Annotated in this window: 20 protein-coding genes; 5 read left to right on the forward strand and 15 right to left on the reverse strand. The window is 56.4% G+C overall.

What is annotated here, in order from left to right:
- Nucleotides 1–68 precede the first annotated feature (68 nt).
- The 12 genes from hisJ to pdxB all read right to left on the reverse strand — a co-directional run bounded on the left by hisJ (nt 69) and on the right by pdxB (nt 11,979).
- Nucleotides 69–851: a histidine ABC transporter substrate-binding protein HisJ gene (gene hisJ, locus ACG0Z5_RS06265; RefSeq protein WP_394446127.1), complete on the reverse strand. Its 783-nt coding sequence runs from the start codon at nt 849–851 to the stop codon at nt 69–71.
- A 254-nt stretch (nt 852–1,105) separates the two neighbouring features.
- Nucleotides 1,106–1,888: a lysine/arginine/ornithine ABC transporter substrate-binding protein ArgT gene (argT, locus tag ACG0Z5_RS06270; RefSeq protein WP_394446128.1), complete on the reverse strand. Its 783-nt coding sequence runs from the start codon at nt 1,886–1,888 to the stop codon at nt 1,106–1,108.
- 298 nt (nt 1,889–2,186) lie between these two features.
- Nucleotides 2,187–2,756 (reverse strand): UbiX family flavin prenyltransferase, encoded by a 570-nt coding sequence (locus ACG0Z5_RS06275; RefSeq protein WP_394446129.1) that lies wholly within the window; start codon nt 2,754–2,756, stop codon nt 2,187–2,189.
- A gap of 112 nt (nt 2,757–2,868) precedes the next feature.
- Nucleotides 2,869–4,386, reverse strand: a complete 1,518-nt coding sequence (gene purF, locus ACG0Z5_RS06280) for an amidophosphoribosyltransferase (RefSeq protein WP_319628812.1) — start codon at nt 4,384–4,386, stop codon at nt 2,869–2,871.
- Between the two features lie 33 nt (nt 4,387–4,419).
- Entirely contained in the window at nt 4,420–4,908 is a 489-nt protein-coding gene (gene cvpA, locus ACG0Z5_RS06285; RefSeq protein WP_097161729.1) for a colicin V production protein, read from the reverse strand.
- A 221-nt stretch (nt 4,909–5,129) separates the two neighbouring features.
- Nucleotides 5,130–5,843, reverse strand: a complete 714-nt coding sequence (gene dedD, locus ACG0Z5_RS06290) for a cell division protein DedD (protein ID WP_394446131.1) — start codon at nt 5,841–5,843, stop codon at nt 5,130–5,132.
- Nucleotides 5,833–7,101, reverse strand: coding sequence for a bifunctional tetrahydrofolate synthase/dihydrofolate synthase (gene folC, locus ACG0Z5_RS06295; protein ID WP_394446133.1), 1,269 nt, complete (start codon nt 7,099–7,101; stop codon nt 5,833–5,835). Before folC ends, dedD begins: the two co-directional genes overlap by 11 nt.
- A 70-nt stretch (nt 7,102–7,171) precedes the next feature.
- Nucleotides 7,172–8,086, reverse strand: coding sequence for an acetyl-CoA carboxylase, carboxyltransferase subunit beta (gene accD, locus ACG0Z5_RS06300; RefSeq protein WP_319628809.1), 915 nt, complete (start codon nt 8,084–8,086; stop codon nt 7,172–7,174).
- Between the two features lie 176 nt (nt 8,087–8,262).
- Nucleotides 8,263–8,922 carry a DedA family protein gene (locus tag ACG0Z5_RS06305; protein ID WP_133460430.1) on the reverse strand — a complete coding sequence of 220 codons (660 nt, stop codon included), beginning with the start codon at nt 8,920–8,922 and terminating at the stop codon, nt 8,263–8,265.
- A gap of 26 nt (nt 8,923–8,948) precedes the next feature.
- Nucleotides 8,949–9,761, reverse strand: coding sequence for a tRNA pseudouridine(38-40) synthase TruA (truA, locus tag ACG0Z5_RS06310; RefSeq protein WP_394446135.1), 813 nt, complete (start codon nt 9,759–9,761; stop codon nt 8,949–8,951).
- On the reverse strand, nt 9,761–10,774 hold the full coding sequence (locus tag ACG0Z5_RS06315; protein WP_394446137.1) for an aspartate-semialdehyde dehydrogenase: 1,014 nt from the start codon (nt 10,772–10,774) through the stop codon (nt 9,761–9,763). The genes truA and ACG0Z5_RS06315 overlap by 1 nt, the downstream gene beginning before the upstream one ends.
- 68 nt (nt 10,775–10,842) lie before the next feature.
- The gene (pdxB, locus tag ACG0Z5_RS06320; protein WP_394446138.1) at nt 10,843–11,979 is read right to left on the reverse strand and encodes a 4-phosphoerythronate dehydrogenase PdxB; all 1,137 of its coding nucleotides are present in this window, start codon (nt 11,977–11,979) and stop codon (nt 10,843–10,845) included.
- Nucleotides 11,980–12,084: 105 nt separating this feature from the next.
- On the opposite strand from pdxB, the gene flk reads away from it, so the two are divergent.
- Nucleotides 12,085–13,086: a flagella biosynthesis regulator Flk gene (flk, locus tag ACG0Z5_RS06325; protein ID WP_394446139.1), complete on the forward strand. Its 1,002-nt coding sequence runs from the start codon at nt 12,085–12,087 to the stop codon at nt 13,084–13,086.
- Here flk and ACG0Z5_RS06330 read toward each other — a convergent pair.
- On the reverse strand, nt 13,083–14,261 hold the full coding sequence (locus ACG0Z5_RS06330; protein ID WP_394446140.1) for an MFS transporter: 1,179 nt from the start codon (nt 14,259–14,261) through the stop codon (nt 13,083–13,085). The genes flk and ACG0Z5_RS06330 overlap by 4 nt on opposite strands.
- Nucleotides 14,262–14,321: 60 nt before the next feature.
- The gene (fabB, locus tag ACG0Z5_RS06335; RefSeq protein ID WP_319628803.1) at nt 14,322–15,539 is read right to left on the reverse strand and encodes a beta-ketoacyl-ACP synthase I; all 1,218 of its coding nucleotides are present in this window, start codon (nt 15,537–15,539) and stop codon (nt 14,322–14,324) included.
- Nucleotides 15,540–15,700: 161 nt separating this feature from the next.
- Between fabB and mnmC the strand changes: the two genes are divergently transcribed.
- Nucleotides 15,701–17,710: a bifunctional tRNA (5-methylaminomethyl-2-thiouridine)(34)-methyltransferase MnmD/FAD-dependent 5-carboxymethylaminomethyl-2-thiouridine(34) oxidoreductase MnmC gene (gene mnmC, locus ACG0Z5_RS06340; protein WP_394446141.1), complete on the forward strand. Its 2,010-nt coding sequence runs from the start codon at nt 15,701–15,703 to the stop codon at nt 17,708–17,710.
- Here mnmC and ACG0Z5_RS06345 read toward each other — a convergent pair.
- Nucleotides 17,697–18,554 (reverse strand): helix-turn-helix domain-containing protein, encoded by an 858-nt coding sequence (locus tag ACG0Z5_RS06345; protein ID WP_394446143.1) that lies wholly within the window; start codon nt 18,552–18,554, stop codon nt 17,697–17,699. The two genes, mnmC and ACG0Z5_RS06345, sit on opposite strands and share 14 nt — an antisense overlap.
- A 225-nt stretch (nt 18,555–18,779) precedes the next feature.
- On the opposite strand from ACG0Z5_RS06345, the gene ACG0Z5_RS06350 reads away from it, so the two are divergent.
- Genes ACG0Z5_RS06350 through ACG0Z5_RS06360 form a run of 3 tightly spaced genes read left to right on the forward strand, consistent with a single transcriptional unit; the run spans nt 18,780 to nt 23,109 of the window.
- Nucleotides 18,780–20,618: a DUF2264 domain-containing protein gene (locus tag ACG0Z5_RS06350; protein ID WP_394446144.1), complete on the forward strand. Its 1,839-nt coding sequence runs from the start codon at nt 18,780–18,782 to the stop codon at nt 20,616–20,618.
- 10 nt (nt 20,619–20,628) lie between these two features.
- The gene (locus ACG0Z5_RS06355) at nt 20,629–21,909 is read left to right on the forward strand and encodes an oligosaccharide MFS transporter (RefSeq protein WP_394446145.1); all 1,281 of its coding nucleotides are present in this window, start codon (nt 20,629–20,631) and stop codon (nt 21,907–21,909) included.
- Nucleotides 21,910–21,918: 9 nt separating this feature from the next.
- On the forward strand, nt 21,919–23,109 hold the full coding sequence (locus ACG0Z5_RS06360; protein ID WP_394446146.1) for a glycoside hydrolase family 88 protein: 1,191 nt from the start codon (nt 21,919–21,921) through the stop codon (nt 23,107–23,109).
- The last annotated feature ends 123 nt before the right edge of the window (nt 23,110–23,232 follow it).

A 23,232-nucleotide genomic window follows, 5' to 3' on the forward strand; every position in this document is an offset into this window, starting at 1 on the left:
TGAGCCTGTCCTGTCTGTCCAACACCGCCAGCCCCGGGAACGACGGGACTGGCCGGTGTTAACGGCGATTATTCGCCGTATACGTTAAAGTCGAAATACTTCTTCGCCAGCTTGTCGTAGGTGCCGTCGGCACGCATTTCAGCAAAGGCTTTATTCAGAGCAACACGCAGTTCGTCATCCTCTTTACGCAGGCCCATACCGGTACCTACGCCGAACAGTTTTTCATCCTTAATGGACGGGCCGCCAAACTGATAATCTTTGCCGATAGGCTGCTTGAGGAAACCTTCGCTTGCCGCCACTTCATCCTGGAATGCGGCGTCGATACGACCTGCCGTCAGGTCAGAATAGATATTGTCCTGGCCCTGATAGGAGACGATTTCGATACCTTTAGGTGCCCAGTGCTCATTGCCGTAGGTTTCCTGAGTGGTACCTTGCAGCACGCCTACGCGTTTGCCTTTGAGCGTGTTCAGATCTGGCGTAACCGGGCTGCCTTTTTTAACCACCAGGCGGGAATTTGCGGCATAGAGTTTGTCAGTGAAGGCAATCTGCTGCTGGCGTTTTTCCGTAATGGAGAGTGAGGACATGATGGCGTCGATTTTTTTCGCCTGCAGCGATGGGATCAGCGCATCCAGCGGGTTCTCGACAAAGGTACATTGCGCTTTAATACGCTTACACAGCTCTTTTGCCAGTTCGATGTCAAAACCAACTAATTCCCCCTGTGAATTCTTGGATTCGAAGGGAGCATAAGTCGGATCTGTGCCAATACGTACTTTCTGCGGAATGGCTGCGAAAACCGTAGAAACGCTGGAAAGTGCCAACGCAAGAGAAAGAGACAACGCCAGTTTTTTCATAACTATCCTCAACAGACTGTCATTTAACGGGTATTCAGAAGTATTAGAACAGTTATCGTGCCACCTTTTATGCGGATAAGGCAAAAGGTTATCGGACAATTACGCACTTTTTTTGCATTAATGATGCTTAACTATGCATTGTTGCACCATAACAGTGCGATAATTGCACCAGTAAAAAGCATTATCGCGTAATGCCACACATGTATAGATAACTGTTCCGCCCGAAAGGCCCAGTTGCCCGGGCCCGTACAGTCTTAATCACCGTAGACGTTAAAGTCGAAATACTTCTTCGCCATTTTGTCGTAGGTGCCGTCTTTACGCAGTGAGTCAAAGGCTTTGTCGAAGGCCGCTTTCAGCTCGGTATCGTCTTTACGCATGCCCACGCCGGTGCCGTCGCCGAAGTATTTCTTGTCTTTCACGGACGGGCCCGCAAAGGCGAACGCTTTCCCGGCTGGCTGTTTCAGGAAGCCTTCGCTGGCCGCGACTTCATCCTGGAATGCCGCGTCGAGACGTCCGGCGGAGAGGTCAGAATAGATAAGATCCTGGTTCTGATAGGCCACCACGTCGATGCCTTTGGTACGCCAGTTGTCATTGGCGTAGGCTTCCTGAGTCGAGCCCTGCAACACGCCCACGTGTTTACCTTTCAGCGATTCCAGAGTGGGAACAATCGGTGAGCCTTTGGCGGCGATCAGGCGGGAATCCGCCGCATACAGCTTGGCGGAGAAACCGATTTCCTGCTGGCGTTTTTCGGTGATCGACAGAGAGGAGATGATGGCGTCAATTTTCTTCGCCTTCAGGGACGGGATCAAAGAGTCGAAATCGGTGCCGACCCAGGTACATTTCACCTGCATGCGCTTGCACATTTCGTTACCCAAATCGATATCAAAGCCAACGAAATCCCCTTTCGCATCCTTGGAGGAGAACGGCGCGTAAGTGGCGTCAGTGCCGATACGAACAGTCTGCGGCAGCGCGGCAAATACGCTGGAAGCACTGCTTATCCCCAGCATTAAAGAGAGAGCCAGAACCGTCTTCTTCATACATTACCCTTAAGTGTCGTGATGCAGTTGCGTGTTATGTAATCTATCGTGTTGTGTGGTGTTGCAGTCCAGCTCTGCACGTTTTATGCCACCTTAACGCCTGCTCAAAAAAACAGCGTTAAATGTGTTAATGAATAGTTGCAGAGTTGTCTCAGGAATGAAAGATAACAGCTCTAACGGATAAACCGCAGCGCTAAACGGCGAAAAAGGGGATTAAATGTTGAGGATTTGATCGGGATTGCAAAATCGCCTGGTCGACGCACACGCACCAAAAAGATGCACTATCTTAGTGCGTCGATTACGCACCCTGCCAGCGGGTGAACAGGTCTTCGGGCAACGTGATATCAAACTGATCGAGGACGCGATTAACCGTCTGATTAATCACATCATCCAGCGTTTGTGGCCGGTGATAAAATGCCGGAACCGGTGGCATGATAATCGCGCCAATTTCTGCCGCCTGCGTCATCAGCCGCAAATGACCCAGATGCAGCGGCGTTTCACGCACGCATAGCACCAACGGGCGCCGCTCTTTTAACACCACGTCAGCCGCCCGGGTCAACAGGCCATCGGTATAGCTGTGGACAATGCCGGAGAGCGTTTTGATTGAGCACGGTAGAATGGCCATCCCCGCCGTTTTAAACGAGCCCGAGGAGATATTGGCGGCGATATCACGCGCGTCGTGGACCACATCAGCCAACGCCTGCACATCACGCAAAGAAAGGTCCGTTTCGAGGGCCAGCGTTTGACGCGCTGCCTGGCTCATGACCAGATGGGTTTCCACTTCTTCGACGTCACGCAGCACCTGCAACAGCCGTACGCCATAAATAGCGCCGCTGGCACCGGAAATTCCAACAATGAGTCGTTTCATGATTGCGCCCTGTCATCGTACTGGGGCTGACTTTGCCGTATTTCAGAGGGAGTTGCAAGGAAAGACGCCCTCTCGTACGGAGAGGGCGTGAAGACGCATAGCTTAAAGGCAATTAACCTTCGTTGTGCATCTCGAGGTTTTCGACTTCGTTCTGACGCGCCAGCGCTTTGCTGTCATCGTTGCGCAGAGTGTCGAGATAATCGAGGTACTGCTGGTTAACGTCTTTGGTGACGTACACCCCGTTAAAGACCGAGCATTCAAACTGCTGAATATCCGGGTTCTCGGCGCGCACCGCGTCGATAAGGTCATTCAGATCCTGGAAGATCAGACCGTCGGCACCGATAATCTGGCGGATCTCATCCACTTCACGACCGTGCGCAATCAGCTCGGTCGCGCTTGGCATATCGATCCCGTAGACGTTCGGGAAACGAATTTCCGGTGCAGCCGACGCCAGGTACACTTTCTTCGCCCCGGCTTCACGGGCCATCTCGATAATCTGCTCTGATGTCGTGCCCCGCACGATGGAGTCATCAACCAGCAGCACATTCTTATCGCGGAACTCAGCGCGGTTGGCGTTCAGCTTACGGCGCACCGATTTACGGCGCAGCTGCTGGCCCGGCATGATGAAAGTGCGGCCGACGTAGCGGTTCTTCACAAAGCCCTGACGATACGGCTTGTCGAGAATACGGGCGATTTCCAGCGCGATATCGCAGGAGGTTTCCGGGATCGGGATAACCACGTCGATGTCCAGGTCTTCCCATTCGCGGGCAATTTTCTCGCCGAGTTTGGTGCCCATGTTCACACGTGCGCTGTAGACCGAAATTTTGTCGATAAACGAGTCCGGACGCGCGAAGTAAACATACTCGAACAGGCACGGATTGCTCACCGGGTTGTCAGCACACTGACGGGTAAACAGCTGGCCTTTTTCGGTGATGTAAATCGCTTCACCCGGTGCTACGTCACGCAGGAATTCAAAGCCCAGCGTATCAAGCGCCACGCTTTCAGAGGCCACCATGTATTCGGTGCGCCCGTCGCCGATGTCACGCTTACCGAGCACCAGCGGACGAATGCCGTTAGGGTCACGGAAGGCCACCATGCCGTGACCGATAATCATCGCCACACAGGCATACGCCCCGCGGATCAAGCGATTAGTGGCAGCAATGGCGGCGAAGATATTGTCAGCTTCCAGCGGATAATGGCGGAAGTTGTCCAGCTCGCTGGCAAAGATGTTCAGCAGGATTTCAGAATCGGAGGTGGTGTTGATATGGCGGCGCTTCTCTTCAAACAGCTTCTTGCGCAGCTCGTGGGCGTTGGTCAAATTGCCGTTGTGCGCAAGGGTGATGCCGTAAGGTGAGTTAACGTAGAAAGGCTGCGCCTCAGACGCGCTGGAGCTGCCAGCAGTAGGGTAGCGGACGTGGCCGATACCCATATTGCCCTGCAGGCGCTGCATATGCACGGCGCCAAACACATCGCTCACCAGGCCGTTGGCTTTACGCAAACGGAAGCAGTTGTTTGCATCAATGGTGATGATGCCCGCGGCATCCTGCCCACGGTGCTGAAGCACCGTTAACGCGTCATAAATCGACTGGTTTACCGGCATAACACCGGCGATACCGACAATACCGCACATACGTCATTTTCCTCGTTCAGAACTCCCCAAAGCTTATGCTTTGGGCAAGAAACTTGACGAGCTTTGCAGATAGTCAAAAAACATCCGGATGACGACGCTGAACTGCGGGATAAGCTGTGACTTTTGCCAGTCATCGCTTTTCGAAAAGCCGGTAAAGGTATCGAGGAAGAACAGTATGGCGGCAACGATAAGCACTCCACGCAGCGCACCAAAACAGATCCCAAGCACCCTGTCGGTACCCGACAGGCCCGTCTTTTCAACCAGCGTACCGATAACATAGTTAACGATAGCACCGACGATTAGCGTCGCGACAAACAGCAGCGCGATAGCTATCCCGTTTCGAACCAGTTCGTCTTCAAAGCCCGTAAACCAGACAGACAGATAAGTGTAGTAATGACTGGCAACAAAGAAAGCACAACCCCATGTTACCAGTGACAATGCTTCACGAACAAAGCCGCGGATGAGGCTTACCAAACAAGAAAAACCAATCACCGCAATAATGGCGTAATCAATCCAGACCATAGTTGTCCCACGATTTTACGCCCTGTCGTCCAGTTCGGGGCGCATTCTAACAGAAAAAGAAAACGTTTGCGTAGGGATTTCCTTTCCCCGCCCAAATAAAAATGGCGCTGAAAAAACGTTCAACGCCGGGTGGGCTTTTGGCCTCTGAGGGCACTTTTCAGCCCATGTCGATTTTCATCGATTTGGTTCTCTCCCCGACGTTGCGCCGGGTAGGTAAACTGCTAGTTAGGGCTATACCCCATCACCACGCCGCTCAGACCAGACAGCTGTTTCAGCTCGCCAAGCGAGCCTTTCATCTTGTCTTTCGAGGCATCTGGCCCCACCAGAATACGGGTGATTTTCCCCTGTACCGGTGTGGAGGGGGCGGTAAATACCCGGTATCCCGCGCCGCGCAGTTTGCTGACGATTTCATTGACCTTGTCGGCGTTCTTCAACGCGCCCAACTGCACGACATACGCTTTGCCGGTTGGCACCGGTTTGTCTTCTGCCACCGGTTTCTGTTGCGCTGGCGGCGCTTCAGACGCGGCAGCCAACTGATCGCGGGTGTTATCCCGCGCTGGTTTGGTCTGAGTCTGTACCTGCGGTTTCGGGGCGACCGGTTTTGGCTTCGGCTGCTGAACCGGCGGCGGGACCTCATCTAACCCATTCGTGCTGCTGTTCGCCGCATAGCGAGACGCATCCAGCGACGGCGCGGCCGCATCACCCGCCCTGACCTCTTCCGCTGCGCCTTCTGGCGGCTGGGAAGGCAGTGCCTGAGTCACCGCAGGCAGCATATCCGGCTCATCCTTATCGCCCGGTTTTGGCACCAGCGGGATAGCCGCGAACTCGTCCTGGTAATGCTTTTTCTGACCATCCAGCAGCCCCGGAAGCACAATGACTCCTAATGCCACCAGCGCAATGGTTCCGACTAAACGATTCTGAAACTTACTCGCCACCGGTTCTCCCCGCGTCCATCTCTTCCATTACATGGGCTACCGTGTGGAACGAACCACACACCAGCACCGTATCTTGTGGGCAGGCATCAGCCATCGCGGCGTGCCACGCCTGCGCTACAGTGGCATAGACTGCGCCGTCGCGCAAATGTTCCACCAGCTGTTCCGCCGTCGCGCCACGTGGGCCTTCCAACGGGGCGCAATACCAGCAATCGACCACGTCTGATAAACAGGCCAGGGTGCCAGCAATATCCTTATCATGAAGCATACCAATCACTGCCAGCGTGCGCCCGGTTGCAGGCTGCATTTTCAGACGTTCCGCCAGATAGGCCGCCGCATGGGGATTGTGTGCCACATCAAGGATCAGCCGTGGCGAGTCGCTCACCACCTGGAAACGCCCCGGCAGCATCGCATTGGCAATACCGTCGCGCAGGGCCTGTTCGCTGATAGCAAGGCCACTCGCGCGCAACGCGGCCAGCGCCGTCGCTGCGTTTGGCTGTGGCACCTGCGGCAATGGCAGATGAGTCAACTCGCCCTGCGCATCGCGGAATTGCCAGCCGCTGTCGCTCACGTGGTACTGCCAGTCAACGCCGCGACGCAACAGCACTGCGCCCTTCTCTTGAGCGACCTCAGCAATCGTCTGCGGCATATCCGGTTCACCGACCACCGCCGGTTTGCCCGCGCGGAACACGCCCGCTTTTTCGCGACCAATGCTTTCGCGGTCTGGCCCCAGCCAGTCGGTATGATCCAACGCGATGCTGGTCACCACCGCCACGTCCGCATCGACGATATTAGTCGCGTCCAGACGGCCACCGAGCCCCACTTCGAGGATAACCACGTCGATCTGCGCCTGCTTAAACAGCCATAAGGCAGACAGCGTACCGAACTCAAAATAGGTCAGGGAAGTCTCTCCCCGGGCCTGTTCAATTTCAGCAAACGACGCGGTGTGAGCCGATTCAGCCAGCTCACCACCCTGCACGCGTACGCGCTCGGTGTAACGGACCAGGTGCGGGGAGCTATAAACGCCGACTTTAAACCCTGCGGCCATCAGCACCGATTCGAGGGTACGGCAGGTGGTGCCTTTCCCATTGGTCCCCGCCACGGTAAACACGAACGGGGCCGGTTTCAGGACGCCCATCCGGGCGGCGACCTCGCTCACGCGAGCCAGTCCCAAATCGATGGTTTTACTGTGCAGGTGTTCCAGATAAGAAAGCCACGCAGCAAGGGGCGACGTGGCGAGAGGAGTGAGTTCTTTTTCCATGATACCCGCGATAGTTAACGGTTAGCACAAGCAAAAAGGGCAGCGCCGTCTGGCCCTGCCCTTTGCATTATCAGGCCTCTGGTTCCTGATCCGGTACCGGCGGTACCACCACGGCTTCACGCGGTGCATCCGGGTTTGGTGCCGGGAGATTCATCAGCTTCGCCAGAATGCTGGCAAGCTTAAAGCGCATTTCCGGGCGACGGACGATCATGTCGATCGCGCCTTTCTCGATCAGGAATTCACTGCGCTGGAAGCCCGGCGGCAGTTTTTCACGAACGGTCTGCTCGATAACGCGTGGACCGGCAAAACCGATCAGCGCTTTCGGCTCAGCGATGTTGAGGTCACCCAGCATTGCGAAACTTGCGGAAACGCCACCCATGGTTGGGTCGGTCAGGACAGAAATGTACGGCAGACCGCGTTCCTGCATTTTCGCCAGCGCCGCAGAGGTTTTCGCCATCTGCATCAGCGACATCAGCGCTTCCTGCATACGTGCGCCGCCGGAGGCTGAGAAGCACACCATCGGGCAGTTGTTTTCCAGTGCGTATTCAACGGCACGGACAAAGCGAGCGCCAACCACAGAACCCATTGAGCCGCCCATGAAGGAGAACTCAAACGCAGCGGCCACGATCGGCGCGCCAAACAGGGTGCCTTTCATTACGACCAGCGCGTCTTTCTCGCCCGTTTCTTTCTGAGCAGAGGCCAGGCGATCTTTGTATTTCTTGGAGTCACGGAACTTCAGCAGATCTTTCGGCTCAAGCTCGCTACCCAGTTCCACCAGCGTACCTTCATCCATCAAGCTATGCAGGCGGTTACGCGCTGACATACGCATGTGGTGATCGCACTTCGGGCAAACCTCCAGGTTACGCTCCAGCTCGGCGCGATAGAGAACCTGCCCGCAGCTGTCACACTTGGTCCACACCCCTTCCGGGATACTCGCCTTGCGGGTGGGGGCGATGTTGCTTTTAATTCGTTCAATCCAGCTCATTGATAACCTTTCTGCCTGAACCTGGTCGATGCCAGTTTTTGCTGTAAGCGGCGAATAATGCCATTTTAAGGGCTTACAGACCATGAAATGTTGCACATTAAAACATAAGAGCCCTGAACATGGGATAAAAAAGTGGTCGAACCGGTGCCACTTTACGCCATTCTCAGGGCTTTTGCTTATTTTGCCTGCTTTGCTGCGGCGCGCTTATGGCGGATTATCTCGATAACGCCCGGCAGAACTGACAGCACGATGATCGCCACGATCAGCAGTTTCAAGTTTTCCTGCACAATCGGCAGGTCGCCGAACAGATAACCCGCGTAGGTAAACAGCAGCACCCACAGCAGCGCGCCAATCACGTTATAGGCCGCGAAATGACGATAGGACATGTGCCCCATGCCCGCCACGAACGGTGCGAAGGTTCTGACGATCGGCACAAAGCGCGCGAGGATAATGGTTTTACCGCCGTGCTTTTCATAGAACTGATGCGTTTTATCCAGATAGCTGCGACGAAAAATTTTCGAGTTCGGATTGCTGAATAGCCGCTCGCCAAATACCCGCCCGATAGTGTAGTTCAACGCATCACCGACAATTGCCGCGATGACCATCAGCACCACCATCAGATGGACGTTCAGGTCGTTGGTCGGCAGCGCAGACAACGCCCCGGCAACAAACAGCAGCGAATCACCGGGCAAGAACGGCGTCACGACCAACCCTGTCTCACAGAACAGGATCAGGAACAGAATTGCGTAAACCCAGACGCCGTACTGTGCGACCAGCTCAGCCAGATGCACATCAATATGCAAAATAAAATCAATCAGAAAGCGAATCAGATCCATAGTGACTTAACCTTAAGTGACTGCATTCAGTCCGCCAGAAACAGCGGACCCATAGGCGGCTTGGGAAGGTCGAATCTGTCCGGATAATCCACCGATACCAGATATAACCCTTCCGCTTTTGCCGTCGCTGCCGCCAGCGTTCTGTCCTTCGCTGCCAGTAGCTCTGCAATCCAGCTCTCCGGCTGGTTTCCGGCACCTACTTCCATCAGGCTGCCCACAATATTCCGCACCATATGATGAACAAAAGCATTGGCTTTGATATCCACCACCACATAGGCACCGTAACGTTCGACGTTAATGTGCATCACGTTTCGCCACGGCGTGCGCGACTGACACTGCACCGCACGAAACGAGGTAAAGTCATTCTCACCGAGCAGGCACTGCGCCGCACGCTGCATACGTTCTGCATCAAGCGCCTGGTGACAATGGGTTACGCCCTGGCTTAAGACCGCCGGACGCAGACGATGATTGTAAATCACGTAACGATAACGACGCGCGGTGGCACTGAAACGCGCGTGGAAATCGTCCGGCACAGCTTTCACCCAACGCACCGCAATGTCACCAGGCAAATTCGCATTTACGCCCAGCGTCCAGGCCGCATCTTTGCGCAACGCACGCGTTTCAAAATGCACCACCTGACCGGTGCCGTGAACGCCTGCGTCGGTACGCCCGGCGCAGTACACGTGAATCGGCTCGTTCGCTACCTGCGACAGCGCCTTTTCCAGCTTTTCCTGCACGCTGCGCACTTCATTCTGCCGTTGCCAGCCGTAGTATTTGCTGCCGTCGTACTCAATGCCGAGCGCGATTTTAAAGACTGGCAGCGCTTCCACTTCAGACATCAGTACATATACTCCTGAACCAGTTTCTCAGCGATTTTCACCGCCATCAGCGCGCCGCCAAAACGGACGTTATCGGCCACGGACCAGAACTGAATTTGCTCCGGCATCCCGTAATCGTTACGCACGCAGCCAATCGACAGATGCGCGCTACCGGAGGCATCGGCCACCTGCGTCGGGAACTCGCTTTCGTCCGACAGGGCAATGTCCTCGTTGCGGGTAAAGGCATCACGCGCCTCTTCCGCCGCCAGCGGACGCATCGCTTCGAAGCTCACCATCTGCGCATGACCGTAAAACACCGGGGCGCGAACGCACTGGGCCGAAATCATCAGGCCTTCGTCTTGCATAATCTTACGCGCCTGGTCGACGATACGGCGTTCTTCCGCCACGCTACCTTCGCGGTCTGCCAGCATCGGCAGCATGTTAAAGGCCAACTGACGACCAAAGAAATCGTCTTCATCAATCGGAATGCCGTTGAGCAATTTGGCGCTTTGACCGGCCAGCGCATCCACCGCTTTCTTACCCTGCGCCGACGCTGCCATCAGGCAGGTGACGCCGATACGCGACAGGCCGCCGTCGTCGATCAGCGGCTTCAGTGCGGTCAGTAGCTGGCTGGTCAGGCTATCCGGTACCGCAACGATATTACGGTTGCGGTAATCGGCCAGCACGAACGGGTTCACATCAGGCACCACCAGCGGGACGTCCGGCTCGAGGGCGAACAGGCCACTCATATCAATCACCAGACAGCCTGCGTTAGCGGCTTCTTCCGCCCAGGCCGCAGAGGCTTCAGCGCCGGCGGCAAAAAACGCTAACTGAACCTGGGTCCAGTCAAATTCTGCAACGTCCTGCACGCGAACGGTTTTGCCTTCGTAGCGCAGAGACTCGCCGGCGCTTTCGCTTCGCGCCAGGCCATAAATCTCTCCCACCGGGAACTGACGCTCTGCAAGAATTTCAAACAGGGCTTGACCTACGGCGCCCGTTGCGCCCAGTACGGCAATATTCCAGCCTTCAGACATGGTGGTTTACTCCAGAAATAAAAATAGCCGCCCCGCCAGAGTATCTGGCCGGGCGTATTAAGAAGACATTAGCGCGCTGCGTGATGAACGGCGTTGAATCCCAAATTTTTCAGTGTTTCGGCCGTCCGGGCATCGTCACACAGGACGTTTAACGAAGACCATTCGCGGCGCTCAAGATAGTTTTTACGCAGCTTGTCGAACTCGCCGGGGATCCCCGCCACTTTTCGCAGCGGCGCATCATCGCGGCGCACATCATACACCAAATGCACCAGCCTTTTTAGCGTCGCCTGATCCAGTTCACCGTGCAGCGTAATTCGGCCAAACTCCGGCGCGGGCAGCAGTGTCTCTAGTGCAACCTGGTGACGTTGGCCAATAAATTCACTATACGCCTCAAACACCTGGGTGGTGCCGCGCGCTTTGCCTTCCAGCGTGTAGCCTGCGATATGCGCGGTGCCGATATCGACCAACCCCAGCAGATCGGTATTCAGTTCTGGTTCGGGTTCCCAGACATCCAGCACCACGCGTAAATCCTGCCCTGCCTGCAGGCATTTGAGCAGCGCGGCGTTATCCACCACCGGCCCACGGCAGGCATTAATCAGAATAGTGCCAGGCTTGAGGCGTGAAATCAGCGCCTCATCGGCCAGATGCAGCGATTTGTACGGCCCATCCTTGAACAGCGGGGTGTGGAAGGTCAGCACATCGGCTTCCTGGACCAGTTCATCAAGGCTGCGGAAATCGCCTTCGTCACTGTTATCCGCGCGCGGGGGATCGCACAGCAGGGTACGAATACCCAGCGCTTCCAGACGTTTTTGTAACCGCCCCCCCACATTGCCGACGCCAACGATCCCGACCGTGCGGTCAGCCAGCGCAAAACCGTCACGCTCCGCGAGCATCAATAATGACGAGAAAACATACTCCACGACGGCAATTGCATTACAGCCGGGTGCGGCAGAAAAGCCGATCCCGGCCTGCACCAGCCAGGCCTCATCGACGTGGTCAGTTCCCGCCGTCGCGGTGCCCACAAATTTAATCCCTTTCCCGGCCAGCAGCGCTTCATTCACTTTGGTGACCGAACGCACCATCAGCGCATCCGCATCATCAAGCTCATGCTGTGGAATCGGACGGCCCGGAACCGCCTTCACATCACCCAGACGGCTAAACAGCTCGCGGGCATAGGGCATATTTTCATCAACAAGGATTTTCACGATACAGTACCTGTCTGGAACGAGAGTTAACCGGGGAAGTGTGCCATAATCTCGCGGCCAGGAACACTGAGCCTTGAGAACACCGACGGACATTCAGGATTTATCATGACGCAACCTATTTCAGGTATGCCCGCCCGCCCTCCTGGGGAAACAGCGGTCACCAACAATATCGGCGAGCAACCACTCTCCACCCAGCAACGCACCGTGCTCGAACGGCTGATCACGCGCCTGGTCGCGCTGACGTCGCAGCAGAGCGCCGGGGTGTGGGCCGGCATGAAGCACGATTTGGGTCTGAAGAATGATGCGCCGCTGCTCTCAAGGCATTTCCCTGCTGCGGAACAAAACCTGAATCAGCGTCTGGCTACCGCCGAGCAAAGCCAGGCGGTGCGCCAGGTGGTTTCGCAACTGTCCGAGCTGTTGAGTCAGGGGAACAACCGTCAGGCTGTCAGCGACTATATCCGTCAGCAATACGACCAGACGGCGCTGAGCCAGCTCACGCCCGATCAGCTCAAAAACGTGCTGCAGCTGCTGCAAAAAAACGAGCTGACTATTCCTCAGCCGCAGCAGCGTCCCGCCACCGACCGACCGCTCCAGCCTGCCGAGCACAACACCCTGAATCAGATGGTGACCAAAGTGGCGGCGGCTACCGGGGAATCGAGCAAGATGATCTGGCAGTCGATGCTGGAACTGTCCGGCGTCAAAACCGGGGAGCTTATTCCGGCGAAACATTTCAACCCGTTGATGACCTGGCTGCAGGCGCGTCAAACGCTTAGCGATCAGAAAGCCCCCACGCTGAACACCTTGCAGGCCGCGCTGAAACAGCCGATGGAAACGCAGGAGTTTAACGCCCTGCGCGATTATGCCCAGCAAACCTGGCAGGCCACGCCGCAAACGGTGCTCACGCCAGCCCAGGTGCAGGACTTGCTGAATCAGGTGTTCCTGCGCCGCGTCGAGCGCTCGCAGGACACGCTGGATACCCGCTACGTGCAGCCTATTTTCAACCCGTTCACGCCGTTTATTGAGAACCTGAAAGCGATGTCGGCGCGACCAGGCCTGATGCTGATCGCGCTTATCGTGGTCATGATACTGGTGTGGATCGTGGTTTAAGCCCGACGGAAAGAAAGTAGCGTCACCACAATCCCGGCGACGGCAGAAATCGCCCCGGCAAGAAAGACTGAAGAATATCCATACGACGTGGCGAGCAGTCCAGCAAGCGGGGCCGTCACACCATATGAGATATCCTGAAACGCCGCATAGCCCCCAAGCGCCGTGCCACGCACCTGCTGCGGCACGCGCTTCACCACCTCAACGCCCAGCGCCGGGAAAATCAGCGAACAGCCCGCCCCGGTGAGCGCCGCACCTGCCAACGCCACCCACGCGCCGGGCGCTTGCCACAGCAGCACCAGCCCGACGGTTTCCACCAGCAGTGACACCGTGGCGACCTTCACGCCGCCGAAACGGTCCGGCATCCAGCCAAACAGAATACGCATCAGCACAAACGCGCCGCCAAACGCGGTCAGGGTAAAACCCGCCATCGCCCAGCCGTGACTCATGAAATAGAGCGAAACAAAGGTGCCGATAACCGCGAAGCCCACACCCTGTAACGCCAGACCGAGACCCGGTTTCCAGATAAGACCAACCACGCCCCACAGCGACGGACGCTCCCCCGGATGGGTCGCCACTTTCCGGACCGAGCCATTAAACGCCCAGGCCAGCAACGGCAGCACCATCGTGGTGCCCGCCAGCGCCGCAAAACCATAATGACTGTGGATCAATAAACCCAGCGGCGCCCCGGCCGCCAGCGCGCCATAAATCGCCATCCCGTTCCACGACATCACCTTACCGGATCGCGTCGGACCCACCAGCCCCATGCCCCAGGTCAGGGTGCCGGTCAGGAGCTGACTTTCGCCAAAGCCGAGGATCAGACGCCCGACAATCAGCAATGCGAACTTGCCTTCGACGCTTATCGGCAGCAGGGCCGCAAGCAGCCAGGCCGCACCCGCCACCCCACAGGCAAGCATTCCCTGCAACGTGGAGCGCTTTGCTCCGCGCTGATCCGCCAACCGCCCGGCATAGCCGCGCGTCAATACGGTAGCAAGAAACTGAATACCGACGGCAATGCCGACCATGGTATTGCCGTAACCCAGCTCGTTATGCACGAACAACGGGATAACCGGCAACGGCAGGCCAACCGTCATATAAGTGAGGAATACCGCGAAGGCGATACGAAACAGCGAGGTATTTGCTGATGAGGTTTTTACAGATCCATTAACTGTAGACATGTGGGACTCCATGACGAAAAAAAGGAGCCTTTCGGCTCCTTTATATTCTACAAGAATTCGTTACGCTTTCAGCTTACGCATCACCAGCGTGGCGTTGGTGCCGCCGAAGCCGAAGCTGTTGGACATCACGGTGGTCAGCTGACGCTCGGTCGGCTCGGTCACGATGTTCAGGCCTTCAGCCTTCTCGTCCATCTCGTCGATGTTAATGCTTGGTGCCACGAAACCGTGTTCCAGCATCAGCAGAGAATAGATAGCTTCCTGCACGCCTGCGGCACCCAGAGAGTGACCGGTCATCGCTTTGGTGGCGGAAATCGCTGGGGTGTTGTCGCCAAACACTTCACGAATCGCACCCAGTTCTTTCACGTCGCCAACCGGAGTAGAAGTACCGTGGGAGTTCAGGTAGTCGATTGGGGTATCAACGCCGTCCATCGCCAGCTTCATGCAGCGCACTGCGCCTTCGCCTGAAGGTGCAACCATGTCGGCACCATCAGAGGTTGCGCCGTAACCGACGACTTCAGCGTAGATGTGTGCGCCACGCGCCAGAGCATGTTCCAGCTCTTCAACCACGACCATACCGCCGCCGCCTGCGATAACGAAACCATCACGGCTCGCATCATAGGTACGGGACGCTTTGTCCGGAGTTTCGTTGTATTTGGTGGACAGGGCGCCCATTGCGTCGAACTCACAGGCCATTTCCCAGCACAGCTCTTCGCCGCCGCCAGCAAAAACGATGTCCTGTTTGCCGAGCTGAATTTGCTCAACCGCGCTGCCGATACAGTGCGCAGAAGTGGCACACGCGGAGCTGATGGAGTAGTTCACACCGTGAATTTTGAACGGAGTCGCGAGGCAGGCGGAAACCGCAGACGCCATCGCTTTGGTCACAACGTAAGGACCGACCGCTTTCAGGCCACGCGGGCTACGCATTGCGTCTGCGCCGAATACCTGAGATTTAGACGAACCACCGGAACCTGCAATCAGGCCCACGCGTGGGTTGTTTTGATAAACATCTTCTTTCAACCCAGCATCTTCTACCGCCTGCTGCATTGAGAGGAAAGCATAGATAGAGGCATCGTTCATGAAACGGACCACTTTACGGTCGATAAGACCGGTGGTGTCCAGTTTAACGTTACCCCATACGTGGCTACGCATACCAGAATCTTTGAATTCTTGAGAGAAAGTGATCCCCGAGCGTCCTTCACGCAGAGATTCCAGGACTTCCTGCTGGTTGTTACCGATGCTGGAAACGATGCCCAGGCCAGTAATCACTGCACGTTTCATTCAATACCTCTGTAAGTCATATACTATTTTTAAGTTTCGAGTGGCACAATAGCGTACACTTGTACGCTGAACAAGTCCGATCAGACAAATTAAGTATAAATTTGCGCCACCCGGCACACATCGCTAAGATCCCCGGACGCCTTGCATTGCGAGTAACTTACGTGAAACAAAACGCCATACAACCTGCCAACCTTGATTTTAACAATGAGGGTACACCTGTTTCCCGAGATTTTGATGATGTCTACTTTTCCAACGATAATGGGCTGGAAGAGACAAGATACGTTTTTCTGGGCGGAAACCGGTTACCTGAGCGCTTTGCCTCTCATGACCGCTCCCATCTGGTGGTGGCCGAGAGCGGTTTTGGTACCGGATTGAATTTCCTCACGCTTTGGCAGGCCTTTAACGCGTTTCGCGACTCGCACCCTGACGCTACGCTGCAAAGATTACATTTCATCAGTTTTGAAAAATTCCCGCTGCGCCTGACAGATTTAGTCCTGGCGCATCAATCCTGGCCGGAACTGGCCGAATTCGCCACACAGTTACACGCGCAATGGCCCCTGCCCTTCTCCGGCTGTCACCGCCTGCTGCTGGATAACGGTCGCGTCACGCTCGATTTATGGTTTGGCGATATCAATGAGTTGGTCGACACCCTTGATGACTCCCTGAATCAGCAGGTGGACGCCTGGTTCCTCGACGGTTTTGCGCCGGCCAAAAATCCCGATATGTGGACGCCAACGCTGTTTAACGCGATGGCCAGACTGGCCCGGCCCGGCAGCACAGTGGCGACCTTTACCTCCGCAGGTTTTGTGCGCCGTGGGCTGATAGATGCCGGTTTCTGTATGCAAAAAAGCAAAGGCTTTGGTCGCAAACGAGAAATGCTGACCGGGTATCGGGATGACTCTCTGCCCGACAGCGCCCGTGCCCCGTGGTTTGCCCGCACCGGCTCGGACGTGCGTGAAACGGCCATTATCGGCGGTGGGATTGCCAGCGCATTATTGGCCCTGGCCCTGCTGCGTCGCGGCTGGCAGGTGACGCTGTATTGCGCAGACAGTGCCCCGGCACAAGGCGCATCCGGCAACCGTCAGGGCGCATTGTACCCGTTGCTCAGCGCACACGATCCTGCCCTGACCCAGTTTTTCCCGGCGGCATTTACCTTTGCCCGCCGTCTGTATGATTCCCTGCCTGTCGCGTTTGATAGTGCCTGGTGCGGCGTGACGCAGCTGGGCTGGGATAAAAGAAGCAGCGATAAAATCGCCCGCATGCTTGAGTTGGGGCTGCCTGCGGAAATTGCCATCGAAGTCGATGCCGCAGAGGTGGCTCGCAGCGCAGGTGTGGAGACGGGCTGCGCTGGCATCCAGTACCCGCTTGGCGGCTGGTTGTGCCCGGCACAGCTCACCGCCGCGGTGATTGATTATGGCTGTCAGCATGGCCTGAAAGTGCACTGGAACCATCGCTGTGAAAGGCTTGCGGCCCAGGACGACGGCTGGACGCTACATTTTGCCTCCGGCGAAAAACAGAATCATGCCAACGCGGTGCTGGCCACGGGTCATCAACTTGCACATTTCGCCCAAACGGCAGAGTTGCCGGTCTCCAGCGTCGGCGGACAGGTCAGCCATATTCCCACTACGCCTGCGTTATCAGAGCTGCGCCATGTGTTGTGCTATGACGGTTACCTGACACCGCAGAATCCGAATAATCAGCAGCACTGCATCGGAGCCAGTTACCATCGCGGGCAAACCGAGGTCGCCTACAGCGAAGAGGATCAGTTGAACAATCGCCAGCGTCTGATTGACTGTTTCCCGCAGGCCACCTGGGCGCAGGAAGTGGACGTGAGCCAGGGTGACGCGCGAGGCGGCATTCGCTGCGCCACCCGCGATCATTTACCGATGATTGGCAACGTGCCGGACTACCAGCAAACACTCGATACCTACGCTACCCTTGCCGAAAACAGCGAAAATGCACCTGTTGCACCGGTATATAAGAACCTGTTTATGCTGGGCGGGCTGGGATCTCGCGGCCTGTGTACTGCCCCGCTGACGGCGGAAATTCTGGCCTCACAAATGAGCCACGAACCCCTGCCGCTGGATGCCTCGACGCTCGCTGCGCTTAACCCCAACCGCTTCTGGGTGCGCAAACTGCTGAAGGGAAAACCGATCGTCAAAGCAGATTGACGCGCTGCTGCGCCAGTTTGCGATACTGCAACGGCGTCTGGCGCATCATGCGTTTAAAGCAGGTAATGAAATAGGTCGCCTCCTGAAAACCAACTTTGGCGGCGATCGCATCAACACGCATTTCCGTAGTGCGCAGCAAATCACAGCTGCGCTTCAATCGCCTCGTGAGCAGGTATTCGTGGATGCTGCCGCCGGTCTGCTGGCGGAAGATGCGTGAGGTGTAGCTGCGTGACAGCCCGATATCCCGGGCCAGATCCTCCAGTGAAAACTTGTCGCCGTAATGTTCTTCCAGCCACTGCATGATTTGCGCCGAGGCGGTTTGCTGCTGCGGGGCACTGGTCGAGGGCAATGCGGGCAGGAGCGACATTATCTGCATCACCAAAAAAGCAACCTCGTCGACCGGATAGTGTTCCTTCGATTCAAGCGCGGCGAACTGCGCCAGCACGGTCTCCATATACGCCGCGTGCTCATTCAGATCGTACGCCTGAGCCGGGGCATGGCTGGCCGCTAAACGGGAAAACTGCGCCTGAAAGCGCGGAAACTGTTGCAGATTGCTCTCCACCGCCGACTGCTCGATGTGCATGGTGGAACGGTGATACTGGTTCTGTTCGCTGTCATCGACATGCACTTTGTGCAGACGAAACGGCGGGAAGATAAATAGCCTGCCGGGGCGCGCGGTGTAGTGCTGATTATCCACCACCACAATGCCGTAGCCCTGAGAAATATAAAGAAACTCCACGCACTGATGCCAGTGGTAATACAGCGCGCTGGAGCCCCACATCCGATTAAAAGAGATCGCCTGCCGTTCGAGGGTGATCCTTTCCAGTAACTGCGAATCGCTCATTCCGACACCATGACAACAGAATTAAATTTTTAGCCTACGGTTTGCAATTTATTGCCCTGCCTTTAATGAAAATCCAGCGAATTTAAAATAGCGGTTCATTTTTGTGAAGCGGCTCACTCAGCGGCCGGGAAAAAAGCGGCTAGTCTTGGTTCGCCGCCTACTTCTGGCGATAAAAAAGTCCCATAACAATAACGTTAATTTTCTCGTATCTGACGGGAGGACCTTGTGCAACCCGAACCTATTACCTTTGAAAATCCCCTACAAAAGCGAAGTGACCTCACCCTGTGGGTGAACGAAATACTCAATGCGGTCACGCCCTTTTTCAAAAATAACGCCAGCGGCGTCGACCTGGCGAATTTTACGACGCATTACGGCCAGCGCATTGCCAATATGGAGGCCTTCTCCCGCTTATTATGGGGCGTCACGCCGTTGCTGGCGGGTGGTCAGGAGCCGGAACAGCTATCGCGCTATATTCAGGCCATAAAGAACGGCACCAACCCTTCGCACCCGGAATATTGGGGGGAAGTCGGTCCCAGCGATCAGCGGGTGGTGGAAATGGCGGCCTACGGACTGTTACTGGCCCTCGCCCATCAGCCGTTGCTGGCACACTTCAACGAACAGGAAAAGCAGCATCTCTGGCACTGGCTGAAGCAAAGCGAAACCGCCACCATTCCGGACAACAACTGGCACTTTTTTCCGATTTTGGTGCAGGTTGGATTCCATCACGCCGGACTGCCCGTTAATCACCAGGCGATTGAACGCCATTTTGCCGCCATGGAACGCTACTGGCTCGGCGATGGCTGGTACAGCGATGGCCCGGAAAGGCCGCGTGATTACTACATTTCGATGGGCTTCCATTTTTACGGCCTGATCTACTCCCAACTAATGAAAGACATTGACCCCCAACGCTGTGCCACCCTGCGCGAGCGGGCCACGGTATTTGCCGCTGATTTCATTCATTTCTTTGATGACGATGGGGCCGCGATTCCCTTCGGTCGTAGCCTGACCTACCGCTTTGCCCAGGTCGCGTTCTGGAGCGCCGCCGCCTTTGCCGGGTTGAACGTATACTCTCCGGGGGTGATTAAAGGGCTGGTGCTGCGTCATCTGCGGTGGTGGATGCGTCAGCAACCGTTCGATCGCGACGGCGTGCTGAGCGTTGGTTACAGCTACCCGAATCTTGTCATGGCAGAAGACTACAATGCTCCGGGTTCACCGTACTGGGGCCTGAAAACGGTGCTGGTACTGGCGTTAGGTGAAAACAGCGACTTCTGGCAGGCCGAAGAAGAACCGCTTCCACCACGTCAGACGCCGCATTCCATCGCCAAAGCGGCACAGATTATCGTCCACCAGCCGCATCATTTATGGCTGCTGACCGCCGGGCAGCTAGAGCGGAATAACTTCGTCAATACCGAAGCGAAATACTGCAAATTTGCCTACTCCACGCGCTTCGCCTTCACCGTCGAACGCGGACGTTTTGGCCTGCCGCACGCTTCGCCGGATTCAATGCTGCTGCTCAGCGAAAAAGACAACTACTGGCGCGGTCGTCGGGAATGCCTCACGGTCAGCGTGAATGAGAACGTTATCTACAGCCGCTGGCAGCCGTGGCATGACGTCACCGTCGATAGCTGGCTGGTAGCCCTGGGCGACTGGCAAGTTCGCGTGCATCACCTGCGCACCGCCCGGGAACTGGACAGCGCCGAAGGCGGCTTCAGTCTCTGTTTCCGTCCGCAGCCGGAACAGCAGACCGCAAAAGGCATCAGCCAACTAAGCGGAGACAAAGACACCAGCATGATTGCCTGTCTGAGCCCGCATCTACGTCAGGGCGACGTGGTACTTACCCCGCCGAACAGCAATCTGTTATTTGCCGACCGCGCCGCCGTGCCGGTGCTACGCGGGGAACATTCGCCCGGCACGCATCTGCTGATAAGCGCCGTCTGGGCTGGCGACCCACAGGAATTCAACGCTGCCAGCGCCCCACAGGCCCGACGGGATCAGGGTGTCGTTCTCCTGACATCGGCGACACATCACACTCACATCACCCTGACTGAACTGCCGTCAGACTGAGGAGAGCATCATGACCGCGACCACCCCGCGCAGTGCGCAAATCAAGATGAGCAGTTTTATCTTTCTCTACTTCTTCACCTGGTCATCCAGCTTCGGACTGTACGCCCTGTGGCTGAGCCAGAAGGTCGGTCTGGACAGCATCACCATTGGCAGCGTCTTCGCCATCAACGGCGTGTTCGCGGTGATCATGAAGCCGGTTTACGGCTACATCATGGACAAAATCGGCATGAGCAAATGGCTGCTCTATTTTGTGTGTGCCGTTTCTGCGCTGATGGCCCCGTTCTTTATCGTTGTCTATCAGCCGTTATTGCTGAGCCACACTACCGTCGGGATTATTGTCGGCGCGCTGTATCTCAGCCTCGGCTGGTATGCCGGTGTGGCCGCGTCGGAATCCTATGCCGACCGCTTTAGCCGCCTGTATAACCTCGAGTTTGGTCGGATCCGCATGTGGGGATCGCTCGGCTGGGCGCTGGCGGCCTCCGTCTCTGGCGTACTGTTTAACCTGACACCGTTGGCGAACTTCCTCGTCAGCAGCGCCACCTCAGTGTTGATGCTGCTGGTGTTAATCAGCCTGAAAATCGGTGACGAACAGCTGCGCAGTAACAACGTCATCTCTGAAAACAAAATCGTTTTTAGCGACGTCATTCTGCTGTTGAAAAACCGTAAATTCTGGATGTTCAGTCTGTATGTGGCGGGCGTGGCGTGGATGATGTTTATCGCCGAGCAGCAGTTCCCACGCTACTTCGTTTCATTCTTTGCCACCAAAGAACAGGGCAACGCCTGGTACGGCTACCTGAGCATGATTCAGTCCGGGACTGAATTCGTGATGATGATGTTCATTCCCGTCCTGGTTAACCGCTACGGCGCGAAAAAAGGGTTATTACTCTGCGGTCTGGTGGTCGGCGCACGTCTGATCGCCTCCGGCCTGACGACTGACCCGCTCGCCATTTCGATTATCAAACCGTTGTACGGCATGGAAATCGCGCTGTTGCTGGTGTCGGTATTCAAATACATCGCCGAGCATTTCCATAAAAAGGTGAACGCCACCATGTATCTGCTGGGCTATCAGGCGATGATTTACGTCGGCTCAGTGGTGGTCGCGCCACCGGCTGGCTACCTGTACGCCAAAATCGGGTTCGAGCAAACCTACCTGATGATGGGCTGTTGCGCCCTGTTCTTCACCCTGGTTTCCGGCTTCACCCTCTCACGCTGCCGCTCTGACAGCGATCCTCACCCCGAGGACGCTCAGACGCTGGACGCGGTATCCATTGCCCCCGCTAAAAGTCATTAAGGAGACGTTATGACCCGTTCCGTTGTTACTGAGCCGCTGCGCCCGGTTGAGCTGTACGCCATCGACCGGCCTGCGCTGCGTCAAAGTCTGGACGCCGCGCTGACCCGCATCACACAAAAACTGGATACCAATATTGCCGCTTTTGGCGATAGCTTCCCGGGAGAAGCCTGTGAAAACGGCGTCTGGCCGCGCACTAAAAATGTCGAATGGACCACCAGTTTCTGGACCGGACAGCTGTGGCTGGCGTGGGAAATGACCGGTGAGGCTCGTTTCCGCGAAGCCGCAGAGTGCACCTTGCCCTCCTTCGCCGAACGCATTGAGCAGCGCATCGACACCGCCACCCATGATTTAGGTTTTCTGTATTCACTCTCCTGCGTCAGCGCCTGGCGGCTGACCGGAAATGAAGCCGCGCGTCAAAGTGCCCTCCAGGCGGCCGATGCCCTGATGGAGCGCTTTAACCCGACGGCGAAAATCATTCAGGCGTGGGGTGATTTGAATGACCCTGAACAGCAGGGCCGCATGATAATCGACTGCAACATGAACCTGCCGCTGCTGTACTGGGCCAGCGAACAAACCGGCGACTCGCGCTATGCCGACGCCGCCACCGCGCACGTCGAACAGGCCGCGCGCTACATTGTGCGCGATGATGCATCGACCTGGCACACCTACTATATGGATGTGGTCACCGGTGAGCCGCGTTTCGGGAATACCCATCAGGGGTATAGCGACACCTCCTGCTGGTCTCGCGGCCAGGCGTGGGGGATTTACGGTTTCCTGCTGAGTTATCTGCATACCGGCGACGGCAGCATGGTCGAACTTTCCCGCAGCCTGGCACACTACTTCCTCAACCGCCTGCCGGAAGATGAGGTCTGCCACTGGGATTTAGCCCTGCTCGGCACCGACGCGGTGCGCGACAGCTCCGCCGCCGCCATTGCCGCCTGTGGCTTGCTGGAACTGGTTAAAGCGCTGCCCACGCTCGACCCGCATCGCGCACATTATGAAGAAATGGCGCTGCGTATCATGAAATCGCTGACCGACAACTATCTCGCTCGCGACGACGAAGCGTGCGAAGGCCTGCTCAAGCATTCGGTGTATCACATGGCGAGCGGCAAAGGCGTCGACCAGTGTTGCAGCTGGGGCGACTATTTCTATCTCGAAGCGATGGCCCGCCTGCGCCAGATTTGGCCGCTGTACTGGTAATAAAAAAAGGTTCATCGCGGTTAAGCGTGAACCAATAGAAAACGGCGGTAAAAGTGGTTAGTTTTGTATTCGCCAAAACACTAACCAGCCACTCAACCGCCGTCTGCCATGAATGCTAATCTT

The sequence above is a fragment of the Scandinavium sp. M-37 genome, assembly GCF_043558715.1.
Lineage (GTDB): Bacteria > Pseudomonadota > Gammaproteobacteria > Enterobacterales > Enterobacteriaceae > Scandinavium > Scandinavium vulneris_A.